The organism is Rhizobium sp. Leaf321 (genome assembly GCF_001423215.1).
GTDB lineage: Bacteria > Pseudomonadota > Alphaproteobacteria > Rhizobiales > Rhizobiaceae > Neorhizobium > Neorhizobium soli.
This window is the reverse complement of record NZ_LMOF01000001.1, coordinates 241569-263567: the sequence shown is the minus strand read 5'-3', so window position 1 is coordinate 263567 and position 21999 is coordinate 241569. Positions and strand designations below refer to the sequence as shown.

The 21999-nt window shown below is 61.8% G+C and carries 18 protein-coding genes; 4 read left to right on the top strand and 14 right to left on the bottom strand.

Annotated features, from left to right (window positions below; translation table 11 throughout):
- Window positions 1–52 precede the first annotated feature (52 nt).
- From ASF70_RS01135 to ASF70_RS01075, 13 genes are all read right to left on the bottom strand, one after another.
- Window positions 53–2098, bottom strand: a complete 2046-nt coding sequence (locus tag ASF70_RS01135) for a hybrid sensor histidine kinase/response regulator (RefSeq protein WP_156461715.1) — start codon at window positions 2096–2098, stop codon at window positions 53–55.
- The gene (locus ASF70_RS01130) at window positions 2091–3599 is read right to left on the bottom strand and encodes an ATPase domain-containing protein (RefSeq protein ID WP_062458489.1); all 1509 of its coding nucleotides are present in this window, start codon (window positions 3597–3599) and stop codon (window positions 2091–2093) included. The genes ASF70_RS01135 and ASF70_RS01130 overlap by 8 nt, the downstream gene beginning before the upstream one ends.
- Before the next feature lie 112 nt (window positions 3600–3711).
- Window positions 3712–5112, bottom strand: a complete 1401-nt coding sequence (locus ASF70_RS01125; RefSeq protein WP_062576699.1) for an FAD-dependent oxidoreductase — start codon at window positions 5110–5112, stop codon at window positions 3712–3714.
- Entirely contained in the window at window positions 5109–5723 is a 615-nt protein-coding gene (locus ASF70_RS01120) for a cysteine hydrolase (RefSeq protein WP_062576697.1), read from the bottom strand. The genes ASF70_RS01125 and ASF70_RS01120 overlap by 4 nt, the downstream gene beginning before the upstream one ends.
- A complete protein-coding gene (locus ASF70_RS01115; RefSeq protein WP_244473918.1) occupies window positions 5720–7816 on the bottom strand; it encodes a hydantoinase/oxoprolinase family protein in 2097 nt (698 codons plus the stop codon). The genes ASF70_RS01120 and ASF70_RS01115 overlap by 4 nt, the downstream gene beginning before the upstream one ends.
- Window positions 7817–7821: 5 nt before the next feature.
- A complete protein-coding gene (locus tag ASF70_RS01110; RefSeq protein ID WP_062576695.1) occupies window positions 7822–9588 on the bottom strand; it encodes a hydantoinase B/oxoprolinase family protein in 1767 nt (588 codons plus the stop codon).
- A complete protein-coding gene (locus ASF70_RS01105; RefSeq protein WP_062576692.1) occupies window positions 9585–10478 on the bottom strand; it encodes an isocitrate lyase/PEP mutase family protein in 894 nt (297 codons plus the stop codon). The genes ASF70_RS01110 and ASF70_RS01105 overlap by 4 nt, the downstream gene beginning before the upstream one ends.
- Window positions 10479–10527: 49 nt before the next feature.
- The gene (locus ASF70_RS01100) at window positions 10528–11229 is read right to left on the bottom strand and encodes an ABC transporter ATP-binding protein (RefSeq protein ID WP_062576690.1); all 702 of its coding nucleotides are present in this window, start codon (window positions 11227–11229) and stop codon (window positions 10528–10530) included.
- Window positions 11222–11968 (bottom strand): ABC transporter ATP-binding protein, encoded by a 747-nt coding sequence (locus tag ASF70_RS01095; protein WP_062576853.1) that lies wholly within the window; start codon window positions 11966–11968, stop codon window positions 11222–11224. The genes ASF70_RS01100 and ASF70_RS01095 overlap by 8 nt, the downstream gene beginning before the upstream one ends.
- A gap of 11 nt (window positions 11969–11979) precedes the next feature.
- Entirely contained in the window at window positions 11980–12954 is a 975-nt protein-coding gene (locus ASF70_RS01090; RefSeq protein ID WP_062576688.1) for a branched-chain amino acid ABC transporter permease, read from the bottom strand.
- The gene (locus tag ASF70_RS01085) at window positions 12951–13823 is read right to left on the bottom strand and encodes a branched-chain amino acid ABC transporter permease (protein ID WP_062576687.1); all 873 of its coding nucleotides are present in this window, start codon (window positions 13821–13823) and stop codon (window positions 12951–12953) included. The genes ASF70_RS01090 and ASF70_RS01085 overlap by 4 nt, the downstream gene beginning before the upstream one ends.
- An 82-nt stretch (window positions 13824–13905) precedes the next feature.
- Window positions 13906–15132 carry an ABC transporter substrate-binding protein gene (locus tag ASF70_RS01080; RefSeq protein ID WP_062576685.1) on the bottom strand — a complete coding sequence of 409 codons (1227 nt, stop codon included), beginning with the start codon at window positions 15130–15132 and terminating at the stop codon, window positions 13906–13908.
- A complete protein-coding gene (locus ASF70_RS01075) occupies window positions 15129–15929 on the bottom strand; it encodes a GntR family transcriptional regulator (protein WP_244473911.1) in 801 nt (266 codons plus the stop codon). The genes ASF70_RS01080 and ASF70_RS01075 overlap by 4 nt, the downstream gene beginning before the upstream one ends.
- Window positions 15930–16079: 150 nt before the next feature.
- On the opposite strand from ASF70_RS01075, the gene ASF70_RS01070 reads away from it, so the two are divergent.
- The gene (locus ASF70_RS01070; protein WP_062576684.1) at window positions 16080–18065 is read left to right on the top strand and encodes an FAD-dependent oxidoreductase; all 1986 of its coding nucleotides are present in this window, start codon (window positions 16080–16082) and stop codon (window positions 18063–18065) included.
- A 22-nt stretch (window positions 18066–18087) separates the two neighbouring features.
- Complete coding sequence (locus tag ASF70_RS01065; protein WP_062576682.1) at window positions 18088–19059, top strand: NAD-dependent epimerase/dehydratase family protein; 972 nt, start codon at window positions 18088–18090, stop codon at window positions 19057–19059.
- Between the two features lies 1 nt (window position 19060).
- Here the strand turns inward: ASF70_RS01065 and ASF70_RS01060 are convergent, their stop codons facing one another.
- On the bottom strand, window positions 19061–19807 hold the full coding sequence (locus ASF70_RS01060) for an SDR family oxidoreductase (protein WP_082471678.1): 747 nt from the start codon (window positions 19805–19807) through the stop codon (window positions 19061–19063).
- A 125-nt stretch (window positions 19808–19932) separates the two neighbouring features.
- On the opposite strand from ASF70_RS01060, the gene leuC reads away from it, so the two are divergent.
- A complete protein-coding gene (gene leuC, locus ASF70_RS01055) occupies window positions 19933–21351 on the top strand; it encodes a 3-isopropylmalate dehydratase large subunit (protein WP_062576680.1) in 1419 nt (472 codons plus the stop codon).
- On the top strand, window positions 21348–21968 hold the full coding sequence (gene leuD, locus ASF70_RS01050; protein ID WP_062576678.1) for a 3-isopropylmalate dehydratase small subunit: 621 nt from the start codon (window positions 21348–21350) through the stop codon (window positions 21966–21968). Before leuC ends, leuD begins: the two co-directional genes overlap by 4 nt.
- Window positions 21969–21999: the final 31 nt, after the last annotated feature.

Sequence of the window (21999 nt, the reverse complement as noted above, 5' to 3'; positions counted from 1 at the left end):
CGAGTTTCTGACCCTTTGAGCTTTATGACGTCGCGCCCGGTTGCGAGAGCAACTAGCGCGGCGACGTAAGCTTGCCGATCTGTTCCGCCAGCTGTGCCTGCGTATACGGCTTTCCGAGCCGCGCAACCTCAAGATCAACGCCAGGCGGAAGATCCGCGTAGCCGGAGGCGATCAGGATTGGCAATTCGGGCAGCAAGGCTCGTGCAGCCTTCGAGAGTTCGCCCCCGGTCATGCCAGGCATGGAATAGTCGGTGATCATCAGATCGAACTTTGGTCCCTTACCCAGATGCTCCAGCGCCTCCTTGCCGGAATGGGCTTCGACTACGTCGTGTCCGAGATCCAGCAGCATGTCGGCGGAACTCATGGCGATAAGGACGTCGTCGTCGACAAGCAGAATACGCATGGGTCCGCCCTGATATTCTGCCGGAGGCAATGGTGCCTCGGCCTGCCTCGGCTGCTCGGCAGCGGAAGAGACCGGAATCCACAATTCGGCGGTAGTGCCGGAACCGATCCTGCTCGACAACTTCAACTCTCCCTTTAACTGGGACGCCAGGCCGTGGATCATCGACAATCCGAGGCCCGTTCCCTTGCCCAGTTCCTTCGTTGAGAAAAACGGTTCGATGGCTTTCTGCAGCGTCGCCTCGTCCATGCCTTGGCCTTCGTCCTTGACCGAGAGCACGACATAACGCCCGGCTGCAAGCGTATCGTTTGAGAACCTCTGCTCTTCCTGGCTGAGGCTGATCCGCAGCGTGCCACCGTCGGGCATGGCGTCACGCGAGTTGACGGCAAGGTTGAGAAGCGCGAGCTCGATCTGGTTGGCATCTGCCGAAACCTTCGGCAGATGATCCGGTATCGAGGTTTCGACGAGGATGGTCGACCCGACCGAGCGTTCGAGAAGGTCGCGCATGCCACCGATCAGGGCGCCGAGGTCAACGGGGCCGATCTGCAGATCTTGGCGGCGGGCAAAGGCGAGCAGCCGCTGCGTCAACGACGCCCCGCGTCTTGCACCCTGGAGGGCGCCATCGATCAGGCGTTCGGCTTTCGGATCGCCCGCAACGAGCTTGCGGAGCAGTTCGAGATTGCCGAGCACTGCCATCAACAGGTTGTTGAAATCGTGGGCGACGCCGCCGGTCAGTTGGCCGATCGCCTCCATCTTCTGCGCCTGGCGCAGTTGATCTTCCGCCCGCTCACGTTGCGACACCTCGTCCATAACGACCGAATGGGCCTGTTCAAGTTCACGCGTCCGCTCGGCGACACGCTCTTCAAGCAGTTCGTTGATCTGCCGCTGCTGCTTCTCGTTGATGACCCGGTCGGTAATGTCGGCGGATACGCCGACCAGCTTGACCGCCTTGCCCGAGTGGTCGCGGTAGAGCTGTGCCCGCACCTCTGCCCAGCGCACGGTGCCGTCGCGCCAGACGGTGCGGTATTCGACAGAATAATCCTCGCCGCTCTCGGCTGTTGCCGTATGAGCATCCTGCACGCGTTGTCGGTCATCGGGATGGATACTGGCAAAAAGGTCCTGATAGGTGAACGCCTCTTCCGGACCGCGTCCGAAAATGCTCTTGCAGGTCGCAGACGTGCTCAGGACATCAGTTGCAAGATCCAGTTCCCAAGCGCCGAGGCGACCGGCTTCGAGTGCTGTCTGCAGGCGGCGCTCTCCTTCGTCGAGAGCTTCCATCCGCAGACGTGCATCGTATTGGCGCCGACGCCCGCGTGCGGCAGAACGGGCAACGCTGATGAATGTCGTTGCGTGGAAAGGGCGCTCGATGAAGCTGACATTGCCAAGGACTTCCGACAGCCGCGCAGCTGCGGGATTACGCTCCGGACCACCGCCGCGGTTTGTCAGAATGACGAACGGTAGATCCGACCAGCTCGGCTGGTTCTCGATCCACTGGGAGATGGCGCGCAGGTCGGCGGAGCGTAGAGCTTCCTCGGTGATGACAGCGAGCGCGATGTTGTCGTCAAGGCTGTCGACGAAACCGGACAGGTCCAGGGCCGCCTTCGAAGCGATACCGGCTTCCTTCAGGAGGGATGCCGCAATCTGCGCATCGCGACCGTGTGGGGCGTGAATGAGGCCGACGGCATCTCTGTTAGGAATGGCTTTCGTCCTCGTTTGAAAGCTCCAGCAGTTGCTGCTTTTCGCCGACAAGCGTCGGTACACCGCGCAACACGCCCTGGAAACCGGAAAGCGGATCGCCCAGTGTCAGCCCCGCATCGGTGATGCGAAACTCGCGGATGGTTTCTTCGTGCCGACCGGTTCGCTTCTTGATGACCGAGACTGCACGCCGAACCCTGCCCAGTGCCTCGAAATAGCGCAGCAGGATAACTGTATCGGCGAGGTAGGTGACATCGACCGGGGATTTCATGTCTCCGACGAGCCCGTGCTGGGCAACTGTCAGAAACGTATTGGCGCCTTGCCGATTGAGGTATTGCAGCAGTTCATGCACGTGCAGGATCAGCGCGTTTTCCTCGGGCATCGACGCCTGGTAGCCGTTCACGCTATCGATCACGACTGTCCCGGCCTTGAAGGTCGCCACGCGATCCCGCACACGTTGCGAGAATTCCCCCGGCGACAGCTCGGCCGCATCCAGCTGCTCGATGTGAATAGCGCCGTCGTCGCGCATCTTCTCAAGGTCGATCCCCATTGCTTTCGTACGCGAGAACAACAGGCCGAGCTCCTCGTCGAATATGAAGACGGCTGCTTTCTCACCGCGCTTCACGGCAGCTGCGACAAACTGGAGCGCGAACAGGCTTTTGCCGGTACCGGCAGGTCCGATGAGCAGCGTGCTCGACCCGCGCTCTATACCACCGCCAAGAAGATCGTCGAATTCGGCAATGCCGCTTTTCAAAATAGCTCGGTCGAATGCCGTCTTGTGCTCGATCGCACGCAGCCGCGGAAAGACCGAGACGCCTCCGGTCTTGATGACGAAATCATGATAGCCGCCGCGGAACGCCTGGCCGCGATATTTGATCACCCGCAGGCGGCGGCGTTCCGAACCATAGTCGGGAGCCAGCTGCTCGAGATGAAGAACGCCGTGAACGACGCTGTGGACGGTCTTGTCGAGATTGTCCGACGTCATGTCGTCGAGCAAAAGGACTGTGGCGTCGGATCGAGAAAAGAAATGCTTCATGGCCAGGATCTGGCGGCGGTAGCGGAGAGAACTCTGTGCCAACAGACGGATTTCAGACAGGCTGTCGATCACCACACGCTGCGGTTTCAGACGCTCGAAAGCCTCGAAGATCAGCTTGGTCGTCTCGCCGAGTTCCAGATCTGAGGAGTAAAGCAGGCTTTGCTGCTGGTCTGCGTCAAGCAGGCTTTCCGGGGGGACGAGCTCGAAGATTTCGATCGAATCCCCGAATTCGATACCGTGCGAAAGCGCGCTTTCCCGCAGTTCTTCTTCGCTCTCCGACAGGCTGATATAAAGACAGCGCTCCTTGAGTGTCGCGCCTTCCAAAAGAAATTGCAGGGCGATCGTAGTTTTGCCCGTGCCCGGCGTCCCTTCGAGCAGGAAAACATGGCGGCGAGTCAAACCGCCCGATAATACATCGTCCAGTCCCCGAACGCCTGTCCTCGCCTTTGTACTCAAGCCGTCGATCATGTTTTTTCCTTTTGCGACTTTTGACTTAGCGCAAACTGGCGTGGAAACAAGAGATGGACGGGTTGGGTACGGTAACTGTGACGAACGAGATGTTTCCGGCTGTCCTTCGATTCTAGCAGTTGCGCAGGGAAGCGGCGGCGCGAAGACCTGAAATGCGTCCGAGCGCCACTGCAGTCAGGAGACCGTTCCCGGACAGGTAGCCGCTCGCTTTGCTGCCCGATACGCCACAGGCGGCGCCTCCGGCGGCAAAAAGGTTTGCGATGGTCGAACCGTCGCGTCGAACCACACGTGCCTCGCCGTCAACAACAAGCCCGCCCTGGGTGTGGAAGAGTGCGCCGGTGACCCTTACCGCTTTGAAGGGCGCTCGAAGTGGCGGCACGTCTGCCAGAGAACGGCCGAACGGGTCCGCCCCACCCTCGGCTTTGCAATTCTCGAAAGCACGGAAGCTTGCCGTCAGTTTCTCCGGCGAGACCTGCATCCGCTCCGCAAGCGCCTCGATCGTATCGGCCTCGATGATCGCATGCATACGCTCGGCGCTTCTGAAATCCTCGAACTGGCCGGCGATCTCGGCGATCCGCGTGTCGAACACGGTCCATGCGATCCCTTCCGGCTGGGCAAGCACGTTGGACGCCTGCTCGGAATACCCCTTCGCCTCGTTGGAAAAGCGTTCGCCTGCGACATTCACCTGGAAGCCGCCTTCCATCACGGTCGCCCAGGTGATCAGGATCCCGGCAGGATGGGCGACCGATCCATGGCCCTGATGACCACTCAGATGCCGCGTCGCAGCACCCAGCGCCTCACCCCACACGATCGCATCGCCCTGGTTGCCCGGGTGGCCGAAATAAAGAGCATCCCGCATCTCCGGAATGTGGTGGGCGACCAGTGCCGGATTGCCGCCATAACCGTTACAGGCAAGGATCAACGCCTCACAGCCGATGTCTTCCCGGGACCCATCCGGTCGTGACAGGGTCATGCCGCGCGGTTTGCCGTCGGAACCGACGACAAGTGTGTCCACATGCGCTTCCGTCAGGATATCGATGCCGGCTTCTTCCGCGGCGTCGCGCAGACGATCGATCAGTTCCTCGCCGGACCGGGAGGGAAGACCATGCATTCGAAGGTGCGAGTGACCGGGATACCGGAAGTTGTCGACCAGCGAAAACGCCAGGCCGTGGTCCTCGGCCAGCCATTCCAGCGCTGGGCCGACCGTTTCGGTGACCAGCCGCACGAGATCCACATCCGGCTCGTCATCCGCCTTGTGCAGGATATCTGCCCCGAAGGCCTCCGGCGTGTCCTCGACGCCGATCTCGCGCTGCCAGCGGGTGCCTGCTGCCGGGATGAGGCCGGCTGACAGCGCCGTCGAACCGCGCGGCAGCGGATCGCGCTCCAGCACAAGCACATCGACGCCTTCTGCCTTGGCCGACAATGCTGCAATCATGCCGGCGGCACCGGCGCCGATCACGACCAGCGGCACCGTCACCTCGAATTCCCGGTCTGAGACTTCGACCTTGCTCATTGGGCGTCGAACTCGGCGATCATGTCTGCGATCGTCGCGATACGGCTGACCGGTTTCAATGCTGCGATCGCGGTCTCGTGCGTTTCCTGCGAGAAAGCTGCCGAACCATCCGACAGGGTGATCGTCTCGAAATCGCGGACATGGGCGTCACGAACGGTAGAGGCGACACCGCCATTGGTGACGATGCCGCCGATCACCAGCTTCTCGATGCCGCATTTGCGCAGGACCCATTCGAGCCGGGTCATGTAGAACGCCGAATAGGCGACTTTCTCGACAATGAGATCGGCCGGTGAAAGATCGTCGATCAGGCTGTTGCCCCAGGTGCCTGGCGCAAAATCGCCCTTGCCGAGAAAGGGCCGGAGTTCCTTCAGATGCGGCGAGATGATTGGCTCGCCACCCTTGCCCGGCACCAACGTGAACTGCGCCGAGATGATGTAGCCGCCTTTTGCGCGCATCACGTCCACAAGTGGCTTGATGCGTTCCGGCAATGCCGCGATCTCTGGCGCCCCTTGCCCGGCCCGGCCATAGGCGCCGTCGGGGGCCAGAAAATCATTGGTCAGATCGACGATGATCAGACCCGTCTTCTCGATGGGGATCGAATGTCCGCTCATGATTTCCGCTCCACGATGATATTTCCGTAGAGATCGACACGCGCCTTGAATTCCAGCGAGACGACTGTCGTTGCATCCGGCTGTTCGAGGATCGCCGGGCCCTGGATTTCCGAACTCTCCGGCAGTTGCAGGCGATCGTAGATCGTCGTTTCATGCCAGGCACCGTCGAACCAGACCTGTCGCGAGCCCGTCTTTGCGGAGGCAACCGTCGTATCGGTTGGTGCGGCCAGCGCCTTCAGATCGAAGCTCGGACGAATGCCGATCGCGCTGGTGCGAAGGTTGACGATCCGCATCGGAACACCCGGCAGAAGCCGGCTGAAACTTGCCTGATAGGCATCCTCGAAAGCCTGCTGGATCATCGCCTGGCTGACATCGGTGTTACCCCCGCTGATCGTTGCCGGCAGTGTGACGCGAACCGTATGGGTCTGACCGACATAGTGCATGTCGAGCTCGAACAGCGTATCGATCCGCTCCACCGTAAGATGAGCATCCTCGACGACGGCGCGCGCCTTGCCCGCCTCCTCGACCATGCGTGCGTCGATCGCCGCAACGTCGATGCCCTCGAGCGAGAGGTTCAAGGTCTGGACCTGGTCGTGGCGGATGTCGGCGATGACGCAACCCAGCGCAGATGTCACACCCGGATAACGCGGCACAAGCGCCGCCTTCAGCCCGACTTCGCGGATCAGCGCCGAGACATGCAATGCCCCGCCGCCACCGAAGGGAACGGCCGCGAACTTCTGCGGATCGTGACCGCGCTCGATCGACATCAGCCGGATCGCGCCGGCCATGCGGCTGTCGGCAATCTTCACGATCGCTTCGGCCGCTTCCATCACACCGAGGCCGAGCGGCTTTGCCACATGCTGGTCGATAGCAGCCTTGGCGGCCTCCACATCGAGACGGGCAAGCTTGCCGCCGATCGGCCGGTCGGCATTGATGCGGCCGAGCACGACATTGGCATCCGTCAGCGTCGGACGGCTATTGCCCTGACCGTAGCAGACCGGGCCCGGCCGTGAACCGGCACTTTCCGGGCCCACCTGCAGCAGGCCGCCGGCATCCACATGCGCAATCGAACCGCCGCCGGCACCGATCGTGGTGATCTCGATCATCGGCGTGCGGATGACGAGGCCGAAATCAATCGTCGTCTGGGCCGCAAGCGCTGCCTTGCCGTCGGCAATCAGCGAGACATCGAAGGACGTACCGCCGAGATCGCCGGTGATGACGTTGGGGAAGCCTGCCGCCTTTGCGATCGCGGCTGCGGCGATGACGCCTGCCGCCGGACCGGACAGCGCTGTACGGGCCGGAAGCCTGCGCGCTGTCTCCGTCGACATGACGCCGCCGTTCGACTGGACGATATGGAAGCGGCCGGCGAAGTCCTCGCTTGCCAGTGCCGTTTCCAGCTTGCCGAGATAGGAGCCGACGACCGGCTGCAGGTACGCATTGAGAACCGTTGTCGACGTGCGCTCGAACTCGCGGATTTCGGGCAGGATCTGCGTCGAGCAGGCGAGGTTTTCGTTGTCCCAGACCGCACGGGCGGCTTCCACCGCACGCTCTTCATTTTCGGGATTGGCATAGGCGTTGACGAAAACGATCGCGAGCGCCTCCGCACCCATCGCCTTCAGCTTTTCGGCAGCGACGCGGACGGCATCGACATCGACGCCCAGACGGATCGTTCCGTCGGCGAGCGTGCGTTCCGCCACTTCCAGACGCATGTCGCGTTCGACGACGGGGATGAAATCGCCCCACAGGCCCCAGGTATTGGGCCGGTCCCGGCGTCGCATTTCCAGTACGTCACGAAAGCCTTCGGTGGTGATCAGACCGACCCTGGCGCCCTTGCGCTCAAGAAGAGCGTTGGTGCCGACGGTCGTGCCGTGCACGATCGAGGAGAGGTCAGCGATGGCGCCGAAACCCTTCAGACCATCGAGGAAGCCCACAGCTTCATCGCCGCGGTTGGAGGGGACCTTGTTGGTGCGGAATTTCGCCGAAGCTTCATCGAAATAGAAGAGATCGGTGAAGGTACCGCCGACATCGACGCCAACGATCCTGCCCAATCCCGACTGGCCCAGTTTTTCATTTTGTTGTTTTGTTGTTCCCAGATCGCTCACGCGGCCACTCCCTTGCGCAGCTTGTCGGTTGCTTCGTGATCGATCTCGCCATCTGCGCCGATCACCACGCCGTACAGGGCTTCCGCCTGACTGGTGCTGACGAAGCCGAGGCGCACGTCATGCAGAACCTTGTCCGGGTCGCGCCCATGCGGATCGCCCCAGCCGCCACCTCCCGGCGTTTCCAACCGGATCCGCTTGCCGGGCTTCAGCCTCAGATCGGTGATCTTCGACGCCATCGGCGGAACGGCTTCGCCGCCGTCTTCCGTCTGCCAGGAGAACCGGTTCAATGCCGCTGACTCTCCGCCGACGACGCCGAACGGCGCGCGTCTGCCGCGTTCGCCGAGCAGCGCCACGTCGCCGCCGGTGAGAAGCTCCAGTTCATAGATAGAACCGACGCCGCCACGATGGGTGCCGGCACCGGCCGAATCCGGCCGCAGTGCCCATTGCGTGAACATGACGGGATAGGCCGCTTCCAGGATCTCCACCGGCGGAATGGTCGCGGTCGAAATAGGGTTGTTGGCGTGGTTCAAGCCATCCGACATCGGATTGCCGCCGAGACCGCCACCGAAGAACGAGAACATCACCCATCGCTTGTGGTCTGCCCTGTAGCCGGCGAGCGACAATGCGTTGATCGTGCCGAACGGGGCAGCAGTAGCACGCGCCGGATCAGCCTGGGCGATTGCGCCAAGAACGACGCCGATCAGCCGCAGGATGGTTTCCGTATAGCCGGCAACCGGCTTTGGAGCATTTGCGCCGAGCAGCGAATTGTCGACGATGGTGAAGGAGATCGGGCGAAGGCAACCCGCATTCGCCGGAACTTCGGTAAAGATATGCTTCAGCGCCACGTAGCAGGCGGCGATCGTCGTCGAGCGCGAGATATTGATCGGACCCTGGGCCGACTGGGTGGAACGCGAAAAATCAAGCGCCATCGTGTCGCCGGCAATCGTCAGGTCGAGCGCCACCGTCAGCATCTCGTCGATGATGCCGTCATTGTCGAGTACGTCCTCGAACGAATAGGTGCCATCCGGGATCGAAGCGATCGCCGAACGCATCAGCGCTTCGGCGCGGTTCGAGAATGCCTCGAACGCCGCATCGACTGTCGCTGGACCATATTCACCGAGAAGAGCGCCAAGCCGTTTCTCGCCGAGATCGAGCGCGTTGAGCTGGCCGTTGAGATCGCCCCAGTTCGACATCGGAACACGGGAATTGGCGGAAAGGATCTCGATGATGTCGTTGTTCATCGTGCCTGCGGAGATCAGCTTGACGACCGGGATCCGCACGCCTTCCTGAAAGCTTTCGACCGCCTTCGGATTGTAGCTGCCGGCGACGTTGCCGCCGATGTCGAGCCAGTGACCGACCGAGGCCATCCAGCAGAACAGCTTTCCATCCCGAAAGATCGGCCGCACCAGACGGAAATCGTTGAGATGCGTCCCGCCTTCGTAAGGATCGTTGAAGATGAACGTATCGTTCTCCTGCAAGCCCCCTTCCCGCTCGACCTTGGAGATGACGGCGCGCACGGCAAACGCCATGGCTCCGACGAAGATCGGCAGGCCGGATGTGCCCTGCACCAGCGTATCGCCGGTCGTGGCGTGATAGATGCCGTGGCAGGCATCCTTGGCTTCGGCGATTGTCGGGTTGAACGCAGAGCGATAGAGCGTCGCATCCATTTCGTCTGCAATCTGCTCCAGCCGGCCCTTCAGGACCGCCAAAGTCACGGGATCAAGCGTCACGGCATCGGTCGTGACGGTAGCTTGCGAGCTCATGCCGCATCCTCTCCATGTCTGTCTTTTCCATCGGCATCTTCGTAGGTTCTGCCGAGCGCGAGCATGTCGGGCGTGCCGATCAGCGCATTGAGCCCGTTGAAATCGAACATCCGGTCGGCGAACGGCGCGTTGGATCCGGCAGCGGCCAGCGAGGCGTAATAATCGACCGCGGTCTTCGCCATTGCCCGGACGATACCGCCCGGGAAGATGACGATCTGGAAGCCGAGGTCGGACAATTCAGCCGCGTTGTGGATCGGCGTCGTGCCGCCCTCGACCATGTTGGCGACCAGTGGCCTGACGCCCTTCAGCGCCCCGGCGATGTCGCCCAGCTGCTCGCCGCTCTTTGGTGCCTCGACGAACAGGATGTCGGCACCGGCTTGCGCATAAAGATGCGCGCGTTCCAGCGCCCGATCGATGCCTTCCATCTGCAGCGCATCGGTGCGCGCGATGATCAGCGTCTGCTCGTTGGCGCGGGCGTCGACGGCTGCCTTGATCTTTCCGACCATCTCTGCGGCAGAGACGACCGACTTGTCGTTCAGGTGCCCGCAGCGCTTGGGCGTCGTCTGGTCTTCGAGCTGGATGCCCTGGGCTCCCATCTTCTCGAACAGACGGACGGTACGCTGGACGTTAAGGGCATTGCCGTAGCCGGTATCCGCATCGACGATCACAGGCACATCGATCCGGTCGCAGATCATCGCGATCCGGTCGGCCACTTCCGCCATCGAGACGAGCCCGATATCCGGGCGTCCGAGATGGGTATAGGCGATTGCCGCGCCGCTCAGATACACTGCGCGAAAGCCGGCGCCTGCTGCAATCGACGCCGTCAGCGCGTCAAACACCCCAGGCGCAACAATCGGAATGCCGCTCTTCAAATCCTGGCTGAGACTCATGGTATGTTTCCTTGTTCTTGCCGGCCTCTCTGGGCCGTGTTCTTGTCGCTCAAAGGCCGAGATAAGCCCGTTTCAATTCAGGATTGTCGCGAAGTTCGGCGGCATCGCCTGATAGTGCGACCGAACCGTTCTCCAGGATGTAGGCCCGGCTCGCGAGGTCCAGCGACTGCATGACGTTCTGCTCCACCAGCATGATCGGCAGGCCATCGTCGCTCAGGCGGCGGATGAGCGAGAACATCTCCTCGACCAGAAGCGGCGACAGGCCGAGCGAAGGCTCGTCGAGGATCAGAAGCTTGGGTTCGCTCATCAGGCCGCGGCCGATCGCCAACATCTGCTGCTCGCCGCCCGACAGCGTGCCGGCGAACTGCCGGGTCCGTTCCTTCAGCCGCGGAAAGATTGCGAACACCTTTTCGATATTGCCGGCCCGGACCCGCTTCGGCCGGCAATAGCCACCGAGTTCGAGATTTTCCAGAATGGTCAGGTTGGGAAAGATCTTGCGACCTTCCGGCACGTGGATGAGGCCGGATGCGACGATATCGCGAGCGCTGGTGCCCAGTATCTCGCGGCCGTCAAAACGTACAGAGCCGCTGCGGGCGGGCTGCACTCCTGACAGCACCTTGTTGAGCGTGGTCTTGCCGACGCCGTTCGAGCCGAGCACGGCGACCACCTCGCCCTTCCCGACGGAAAGGCTGAGGCCTCGAAGGACTTCGGTTCCGCCATAGCCGGCGCGCAGGTCTGCGATCTCAAGCATGGGCTGCCCCTTCCGCCTTGATACGCGCTGCAGCGCCGTGGCCGAGATAGGCCTCGATGACAGCCGTATCCGTACACACCAAACGCGGCTCGCCGCTTGCAATCATCTTGCCCTGAGAGAGCACGTAGACGGTGTCGCAGAGGTTCATCACCGCCTGCATGATGTGTTCGATCATCAGGATCGTCACGCCCTCCTCGCGGATCTGCCGGATGATTGGCAAAACGTCACGGATTTCGGATGGATTGAGACCCGCCAGCACCTCGTCGAGCAGCAAAAGCTTCGGCTGCGTCGCCAGTGCCCTTGCAAGTTCGAGCCGCTTGCGGCCGGCGATCGTGAGGCCCGAGGCAAGCTTGTCGAGTTCGTGGCCGAGACCGACTTTCTCGGCCGTCAGGGTTGCAAGACGCCGCGCCTCGGCCGGATCCTTGGTGTGCAGGAAGGCACCGACGGCGATGTTGTCGCGAACGTCGAGACCCGCAAAAGGCTGGACGATCTGGAACGTACGCGCCAATCCGCGGCGCGCTCTCAGATGCGGTTTCTCGCCGGTGATGTCCTCATTCTGAAATGTGACGGTTCCCGCATTGGGGTTGAGGAAGCCGGCGATCATTGCAAACAGGGTCGTCTTGCCGGCCCCGTTCGGACCGATCAGCCCGGTGATCGAACCCTCCGCCACGTCGATCGTTGCATCGTCGACGGCGAGAAGCCCGGAAAATCGCTTGGTGAGATTGTGCGCTTTCAACATGGTCATGCCCCTCACATCGCCTTGCCGCGGCTTTTGCGCCGATACCAGAGATCCGACACGAAGCCTCTGATCCCGTTCGGTGCGAAAGCGACGCAGAGAATGAGAATGATGCCGAAGACGACGAGATCGACGCCGGCGATGCCGCCCGAAAACGACTTGGTGATTTCGCCGAGACCCAAAAGCAGGACCGAGCCGATCAGCGGACCGAGCATCGTGCCTGCGCCACCGACGATCGCCGCAAACAGCGCCTCGATGGAGATCCACGAGCCGTAGGCGACATTGGCATCGATGAAGAGGAAGTTCTGGACGTAGAGGCAGCCGGCAAGCGCGGTGATTGCGGCAGACAGAGTGATCGCCTGCATCTTGATCTTGAAGATATCGACGCCGAGCGCCTGCGCCGCCTGATCGTTTTCACGAAGCGCGATGAGATAGGCGCCAAAGGCGGATCGTTCCAGCCAGCGGGTCAGAAGCAGGCCGCCTGCCACGAAGCCGATGAGGATCAGCAGGAACCAGCGGCGGTCGGAAAATTGCAGATAGGCAAAGCCGTTGTTGATCGAGACCATCATGCCGGCAGCGCCACCGGTGAAATCCCAGCTGTTGGCGAGGATGCGCAGCACTTCCGCGAATGCCAGTGTGATCAGCGCGAAATACGATCCCTTGAGGCCTGCCCGGAAACTCAGAAAGCCGATCAGGGCGCCGACGGCCGCACCGAGAATGACGCCGCAGACAAGGCCGACCCAGGCATTGATGCCGAAGCTGGTCTGCAGGATCGTCGTCGTATAGGCGCCGGTACCGAAAAAGGCCGCGTGTCCGAAGGAGGAGAGCCCGCCATAGCCGCCGAGAACATTCCAGCCCTGCGCCGTCAGCGCGATGATCATCATGAAGATCAGGAGATTGAGAATGTTGCCCGGCAGCCCGGCAATGGCTGCGATGCCGACCACGCCGAGAAAGGCAAGGGCCGCGATGAATTCGAAGTTCTTCTTCATGCGCGTGCTCCAAACAGGCCGGTGGGCTTCACCAGAAGCACGAGAATGAAAATGAGGAAGATGCCGATCTGGCCGAGGCTATCGCCGAGGAAGAGGCTGGAAATGGCTTCGACGATGCCGATCAAAAGGCCGCCGATCAGGGCGCCGGGGATCGATCCCATGCCGCCGAGAACCACGATGGTGAAAGCGACCAGAACGAAGGCCGCCCCTGTCGTGGGGCTGACATAGAAGGAGGGCATCAACAGCCCGCCGGCAATCGCCAGGCAGGCGGTGCCGATCGCAAACGTCATCGCATAGACATGCGCGACATTGATCCCGACAAGGCTGGCGCCGAGTTTTTCCTTGGCAACGGCGCGGATCGCCTTGCCGATATCGGTGCGGTTGAGGATCGCCCACAGAAGGACGGCGGTCACGACCGAGACTCCGAGCCCGATCACCCTCGGCAACGAGAGAAGGAGCGGACCGAGCGGCACGATCTCGAACGCGTAATCTGTCGCAATAGTGCGGGTGTCGGAATTGAACCCGGCGAGAAGCAGGTTCTGGATGACGATCGAAAGACCAAGTGTGGCGAGCAGAATGCCGTTGTCGGAGCCGCGACTGGCCGGACCGATGATGAAGCGCTGCAGACAATAGCCGATCGCGAACATCATAGGCGTGACGACGAGGATGGCCACGTAGGGATCAAGGCCGAACCTGTCTGAGGCCAGCCAGACGAGATACATCGCGACCGTCAGCAAGGCGCCGTGGGCGAAGTTGACGATGTGCAGCACGCCATAGATGAGGGTAAGCCCGAGGGCGATCAGCGCATAGACGGCACCGAGCATCAGGCCGTTCATCAACGCTTCGAAAATGATTGTCGGCGAATACATGATGTTCCTTCGAAGAAGGGCTTGCCGGAATGGCCCGGGACAAAAACGCCGCCCCGGGCCTGCCGCACTCGCTGGGTATGGATTAGCCGTTGGCCGGGAACTTGGGCTTGGCCTGGGCGAACTTGTCCGGATAGATGACCTTGATCTGGCCGCCCTGAACCTGGGTATTGAGCGGAAGCGCGTTGACGTTCTGGCCGGTAGCATCGAACTTCGACTTGCCGTAGGGCATCACACCGCTGTCGAACTCGTTCTTCTGCAAGGCTTCGATGATCGCGCCGCTTTCGGCACTCTTCGCAAATTCCAGCGCCTGCGCTGCGACCTTGACGACCGAGTAATTGATCGGCGCGTTGTAGGCGTAGAACTTGCCGGCGGCCTGAACGGCCTGCATCAGCTTGTCGTTGGTCGGGTTCTTGGGATCGCCCCAGTGGTTGACGTCCATCACGCCTTCAGCCGCTTCCGGGAACTCCTTGACGAACCGGTAGCTGGAAGCCGCACCACCGAAGAGAGCATAGATACCGCCCTTCGGCTTGACCCGCTGCTGTTGCAGGGTCCGGGCGAACAGCACGAATTCGTTGAAGTAATGCGAGGGAATAATGAGGTCGGGCTGCAGCGAACGCAGGCGCAGAACGACGTTCGACATGTCACGCGCCGGTGTCGGGTGCGAGATCGCCTCGACCACTTCGAAGCCGAGGGCAGGCAGGCGAGCCTGCATCAGCTTGGCGAGGCCCGAGCCGAGAAGACCGTCTTCGTGGACGATTGCCACGGTCTTTGCAGCCTTGCCGGAAGCGTCGTTGATGGTCACGAGGTTCTTCAGCGCGACGTCGGCCGCCATCGAGAAGCTCGGGTTGAAACGGAAGACGTTTTTCAGGTTGCGGGTCATCAGCGCGTCGGAGACGGCGCAATCGATGATGAAGGGAAGCTCGTAGCGGGCCGCGGCCTGGGTCGCGGTCATGGAAATGCCGCTGGCAAAACCACCGACGACGATCGCAGCGCCATCCGCCTTCAGCTGTTCGGTCGCCTGGGCGCCGGCTTCGGCATTCGAACGGCTGTCGCCGATCAGAAGTTCGAGCTTGGCGCCGCCGAGCGACGCGATGCCGCCGGCATCGTTGATTTCCTTGATCGCATATTCCGCGCCGATCCGTGCCAGATCGCCGTCTCCGGCAAAGCCACCGGTCATCGGCTGCAGCAGACCGATCTTGACCGTCGGTGCCTGTGCCCGGCTGAGACCGGGTGCCGCAAGGACCATCGCCGAGACACCGCCAACTTTCAGCACCGTGCGCCGGGAGACCGAGTTCGTGAGCTTCTTCATTCCTTCACCACCCTCTTAGGATTGCGGGGGCCGGATGCCCGCTCGTTACGGTAGACCTCGGACGTAGGGCTCCAGTGCCGGCTCCCTTCAGTGCCCTTGCGTACGAGGTTCATTTGCAGGCTGTATCTATCGGGACGGTAGAGCGCTTGGAGATACTCCATGCCGCGCCCTCCCTTGCCGTAGACGACGCGGGTCAGCGCGATGAGGGGCGAGCCCACACCGATACCCAGCGCCTCGGCCACTTCCGGATTGGCAAGAACCGCACCCACTTCCTGCCACGCCGTTTCAGCACGCAGGCCGGCTCTCTCCATCAGCTCAAGGAGAGCCATATGGGCAAGGTCTTCACGCGAATATTCTCGACCGACACGTTCGGGCACGTAGGCTGTCAGGTACGAGAAGGGAAGGTCGTCGAAGGAGCGCACGCGCACCGACTTCTGAACCCGCTCGTCGTCTTCGAGATGCAAGGCCTCGGCAACCTTCTCGGGCGCCTCGATATAGTCAAAAGAGATCAGCTTGACCGCCGTTGTCCGCCCCATTTCAATGAGGTGCGCAAAGGCATTCGACAGGTCGGCCGTGGCCATCTGGGCAAAGTTGGAGCCCCGCACATAGGTGCCGGATCCGACCCGCTTGTCGACCAGGTCTTCGGCGGAAAGTAGATCGAGCGCGAGCCGGACTGTGACCCGCGAAACCCCGTATTGTTCAGCCAACGCAAGTTCGCTCGGCAGGCGCATGCCGGCCTTCAGCTCGCCCGAAACGATCTTGTCCCGCAGCAGAAGATAGACCTTCTGAGTCTTCAAGGGTTCGGTCGCCGGCCTCAACGTGAGCTCCCAATCTATCTTATTTTTAATACAGGTTTTGTATAAAACGGCTGACAGATCTCGTCAATGCCCATATAACACTCAGCAGACGTATTTGCCTATATGCAGTGCAACATGCGAGATTGTGCGATGCAAGAGAGATCTGCCGGAACCGAGTTTTCACGTGCGATGGCGCCGCTTGCCGTGGGCAATCTCACGTTTCGCAACCGCATTCTCGTTCCGGCGCACACGACCAATTTCGGCGAAAACCACCTGCCGAGCGAGCGCCACCTTGCCTATCACCGTGAACGTGCGAGGGGCGGTGTCGGTGCGATCATCTTTGAATCCATCCGCGTTCACGCGAACTCGCTTGGCCGGCCGCAGGCCGTCTGTGGCTTCGACCCTGCCTGTATCGAACCGTTCCGCAGGATTACCGAGGCTGTCAAAGCGGAAGGCGCGCGGATCCTTGGCCAGATCATCCATCTCGGCCGGCAGGTTGAGGGCGATTTTGAGCGAACGGTCTCCTGGGGCCCATCGCCGATTGCGTGGGCGACATCCGCGCTGCCGCCACGCCCGATGGATCGCGCCGACATGGATGCGGTGATCGAAGGGCATGTGCTGACCGCGCGCCATCTCATGGCGGCGGGCTTTGAGGGGATAGAGCTGCAGATGGCGCATGGCCATCTTCTGCAGCAGTTCCTGTCACCGCTTTCCAACACACGCGACGACGCGTACGGCGGCTCGGCGGAAAACCGGATGCGCTTTCCGCTGGAGGTCCTTCAGGCTGTCCGAGCGGAAGTGGGTCGCGATTTCTGTCTGGGCATTCGCCTCAGCGGCGATGAGTATGTCGAGGGCGGGATCACCATCGATCAGGCCGAGAGGACCGCGGTGTCACTTGCGGCGGCCGAAAAGATCGACTTCTTCAATGTCTCGCATTCCGCCTATCACGCCTCCTATTCGCTCGCTTCGCAAATGGCCGACATGGCGATCGATCCGGAACCATTCCGGTCGTTGCCGGCGCGGATCCGCATCGCTTTGCGCGACGAAGGCCACGACATTCCCGTCTTCGCCGTCTGTCGGTTCAACACACTGGCGGAGGCCGACGCGATCATTGCGGCCGGCGGCGCGGATGCGGTTGGTATGGCGCGTGCCCACCTTGCCGAGCCGGCCATCGTCAACAAGACGGTCGAAGGCCGCATGAACGAAATCGGCACCTGCATTGCCTGCAATCAGGGTTGCGGCGGGATGCTGGAAAAGAACCTGCCGATCCGATGTCTTGTCAATCCGCGTGCCGGGCTGGAAGGCGTATGGCCGGAGCTTGCCACGACCGGCACGCGACAACCCAAACGCTTGCTCGTGGTCGGCGGCGGACCGGCAGGACTGGAGGCGGCCCGGACGGCAGCGGAGCGCGGCCATATCGTGACGCTGTGGGAAAAGCAGGACGATCTCGGCGGGCAGTTTCGCGACGCGGTGAAGATGCCGAAGCGCGCTGAGTTCCGAACGCTGATGGAAGAGCAGATTGCCGATCTGGATCGGTTCGGTGTGACGGTGATAACAGGCAAGCATGCCGATGCTGGATCGATTTCCGATTTTGCGGCCGATGCGGTGTTTCTGGCGACCGGTTCGACGCCGGTTCGCACAGAATTTGCCGGTGGCGGAAAGGCCTTCACGATCGTCGAGGCGCTGGACGATCCGGCAGCCCTAGGAAGCGACGTGGCGCTGTTCGACCGCACCGGCGAATGGGCCGCACTGACGCTTGCGGAACATCTCGCCGACCTCGGCAAAAAGGTGACGTTCTTCTCGCCGGCCGGCGGCATCGCCTGGCGCACGACCATCTACTCGACACTCGCAAACCTGAAACGGCTGCGCGAGAAAAAGGTGAGGATCGCAACGCTCCGGAAGGTCACAGCCTTCGACGGCAAGACCCTGGCGGTCGAGGATCTTTCGACCGGCGAGAGCGAGTTGCATATGGGGTTCACCGGTCTCGTGGCAGCCGAGCACAATTTTGCGGACCAGTCCCTGTTCCAGCAGCTCCGTCATCTTGACGTGCCCGTCCGGCAGATCGGCGACAACCTTGCGCCGCGCACGGCCCTTGAAGCCGTCTATCACGGCCATCTCTCGGCTCGAGACCTATGAGATCTGGAAGGAGTAACACTCGATGAGCATTCTGATAACGGGTGCCGCCGGCTTCCTTGGGCTGAACCTGATCGAGGTCTTGAATGCCCAGAGCCAACCAGTCGTTGCCCTCAACGATCGCGCTCTTCCCACAGCCTTTGCCGTGAAGCCGGGTGTCACGGTCGAATTGGCGGACGTGCGGGATCGCGTGGCGATCGCCGACATTCTCTCGCGCCACGACATTAGCTGCATCATCCATGCGGCTGCGATCACCCTTGGGCCAAAGAGTGCCATCGCATCGGCAAGCGACGCCTTCGACGTCAATACGGTCTCGGTCGCGATCCTGCTTGAGGAGGGTCGGAAAGCCGGCATCCGCCGCTTCGTCTACCCGAGCTCCTCCGCCGTCTACGGCGCGGCGCCCTTCGATGGCGCAGCCGTGACCGAAGAGACGAACCCGATGCCCACGACGCTTTACGGCTTTACCAAGCTTGCCAGCGAAAGACTGGTTGTCGAAGCGGGGAAAAGTTTTGGCATATCCACAGTGCGGGCGCGCATCACCGCGGTGTTCGGGCCGCACGAGCATGAGACTGGCGTGCGCGAAACGATGAGCCCGCCCTTCCAGATCGCCGCCAAGGCGATGGCGGGTGAGGATGTTCTCCTGCCCACGGGCGGCGCTCGCGACTGGACGAGCAGCCGAGACATCGCGAAAGCGCTTGCGCTGCTTGCAATGCGCGAAAGCCTGCCTTCGGATCTCTACAATCTCAGCGTTGGCCAAACCTGGCATCTAAGCCGCCTCAGTGCGCATCTGGCGAAAGCCTATCCCGGCTGGCGCTTTGCTGAGGGAAAGGCCGATGGCAGCGACAGCGCGATCGCCTTCAACGACGACCTCTCCCGACGTCGCCATGCGGTCTCGGCCAAGAAATTCGAAACGGATTTCGGCTTCCGCTTCATGGCGCCGGACGAGGCCTGCGCAGACTATGTCCGCTGGCTTGCCGATAAGACCCATGCCTCGTGAACTACCGCGCCGTATAGCCGCCGTCGGCCAGCACGTCGGTGCCGGTGATGAAGCTTGCCTCGTCGGAGACGAGAAAAAGCGCCGTCGCGGCAATCTCCTCCGGTGTTCCGATCCGACCGATCGGATGAAGAGGAGCGAGCATTTCGATGACCGCCGCCTCGCTGCCGGCCTGTCGGGTGACACGGCTCGTCAACACCGCACCCGGCGAAAGACTGACGGCACGAATGCCCTGATCGGCGTGGTCGAGCGCGAGACTGCGGGTGAGCGAATGCAGCCCGGCTTTGCTCGCCGAATAGGCGGCACGCCCGGGCGTCGTCACATGTCCGAGCTGGGACGCGATATTGAGGATGACGCCGCCCTGTTTGCCGAGATGCGGCACGCCGTATTTGCAGATCAGGAAAGCGCCCGTGAGATTGACATCCAGCGTCTTGCGCCAGCTTTCGAACGGGATGTCGCAGACGGTGCCAAGCGGCGTCTCGGTTGCCGCGTTGTTGACGAGGATATCGATACGGCCGAACCGGCTGGCAACCGCGTCGATGCAGGCCTCGACCGAAGCCGGATCGGCAACATCGCATGGCATGGCAAGGCAGCGATCCGGGTCAAAGCCATCTGTTGGAACGGCGTCGAGATCGAGCATAGCGACGCTTGCGCCAGCGGAGGCGAACCTCATAGCGATCGCCCGCCCGATATCGCCGCCCGCGCCGGTGATGATGGCGACGCGGCCTTCGAGGCATTGAGGAGAGAACATGCATCACCCTTCAGGAGAATTCGAACACTTCGGATCGTCTGTCATCATCGCTTGATTTGCAAATCGAATCTGTCTTAATCTCAATACAGGTTTTGAGGGCCTAAGCCGGCCTTGAGGAGTTGATAATGCCGAGGGAACACCGTCCGCAGACACTGTTCGACAGGATCTGGCAGAACCACGTGATCGCATCGCAGACGGATGGTCAGCAGTTGCTCTTCATAGATCGGCATCTGGTTCACGAAGGGTCGTTCCACGGCTTCAACAAGCTGAAGGACAAGAACGCGCGGGTTTCTCGGCCGGACCTCACCTTCGGTATCGTCGACCATTACGCGCCGACGCGGATACGCGACATCACCCGGATCGATGCCGCCATTGCGGGGATGATCACGCAGCTGGAGGAGAACTGTCTTGCCAATGATGTGCGCATCTTCGGGCTGAACGACCCGCGCCAGGGCATCGTCCACGTGGTCGGCCCCGAGCAGGCGATCACGCTGCCAGGCGCCACGATCGTGTGCGGCGACAGCCACACTTCGACGCACGGCGCTTTCGGCGCAATCGCGTTCGGCATCGGCGCATCGGAAGTTGCGCATGTCTTGATGACCCAGACCCTGTGGCAGAAAAAGCCAAAATCGATGCGGGTCCGCTTCGACGGCAAGCTCGGGCCCGGAATCACCGCCAAGGACATGGCACTGGCGATGATCGCCGCGATCGGTGCCGATGGCGCGCAGGGCCATGCGATCGAATATACCGGCTCGGCGGTCGAGGCGCTGTCGATGGAGGGTCGGCTGACACTCTGCAACCTTTCGATCGAGAGCGGCGCGCGCTGCGGCCTTATCGCACCCGACATGACGACGGTGAATTTCCTGCGCGACCGGCCGCTCGCACCAAAAGGCGATCTCTTCGAGCGTGCCGCGGAAGCCTGGCTTTCCCTGCGCGGCGATGACGACGCCCCCTTCGAGCGCGAGTTGGTGATTGAGGGCAGCGAGATTGCACCTGTCGTCACTTGGGGTATCAGCCCCGAGGACGCGTTGCCGATCACGTCCGCGGTACCCATGCCCGATGCTATGACCGACGAGTCACGCGCGGCCCATACGCGTGAAGCGATCGACTATATGGGCCTGAAGCCCGGCATGCCGTTGACGGATATTCCGGTCGACCGCGTCTTCATCGGTTCTTGCACCAACAGTCGCATCGAAGACCTCAGAGCCGCCGCTGCCGTGCTTTCCGGCCGAAAATCTGCCGTTCCGGGCCTGGTATCGCCAGGATCGTCGCTTGTCAAACACCAGGCCGAACAAGAGGGCCTCGACCGGATCTTCGTGGATGCCGGATTGGAATGGGTCGATTCCGGCTGTTCGATGTGTGTCGGCATGAATGGTGATCTCGTTCCACCGGGCGAACGCTGCGCCTCCACCACCAACCGAAATTTCAAAGGCCGACAGGGGCCGAAGTCACGCACGCACCTGATGTCGCCGGCCATGGTCGCCGCGGCAGCGGTGACCGGTCACCTGACCGATGTTCGTGATCTGATGGGAGGCCGCAGTTGAGACCGTTCAAGACCCTCGACGCAAAAGCTGCGCCACTGCCTTTTGCAAGCGTCGATACCGATCAGCTGATCCCGGCGCGCTTCATGAAGCGCTCGCGATCGGAGGGCTACGGCCAGTACCTTCTGTATGACATGCGCTTCGACGGGGAAGGCAATCCGATCCTGGATTTCCCGTTGAACGACCCTGCCCGCGCAGGCGTCGAAATCCTCGTGGGACGCCGGAATTTCGGCGCGGGTTCCTCGCGGGAGGCGGCCGTTTACGCGCTTGTCGACTACGGTTTTCGCTGTGTCATCGCACCGAGCTTCGGCGACATTTTTGCGTCCAACTCCGTCAACAACGGCCTCTTGCCGGCGCGGGTGACCGAAGAGGATGCGGAGACCATTCTTTCCCTGCTGGAAAATGGACAGGACCGTGCCTTTGTCGATCTCGACACCTGCGAAATCCGGCTCGCCAACCATGTCTTCCGCTTCGAGATCGAGCCCGTCTGGCGCACCAAGCTCCTCAACGGCTGGGATGATCTCGACCTGACGGCAAGCTATGCCGATGACATAGCCCGCTACGTGGTCTCGGACAGAGACCGTCACCCGTGGCTTCAGGAGATACCGGCTTCGGTATGAGCGACTAGATTGGTTGCTTTGACCGGAAAGC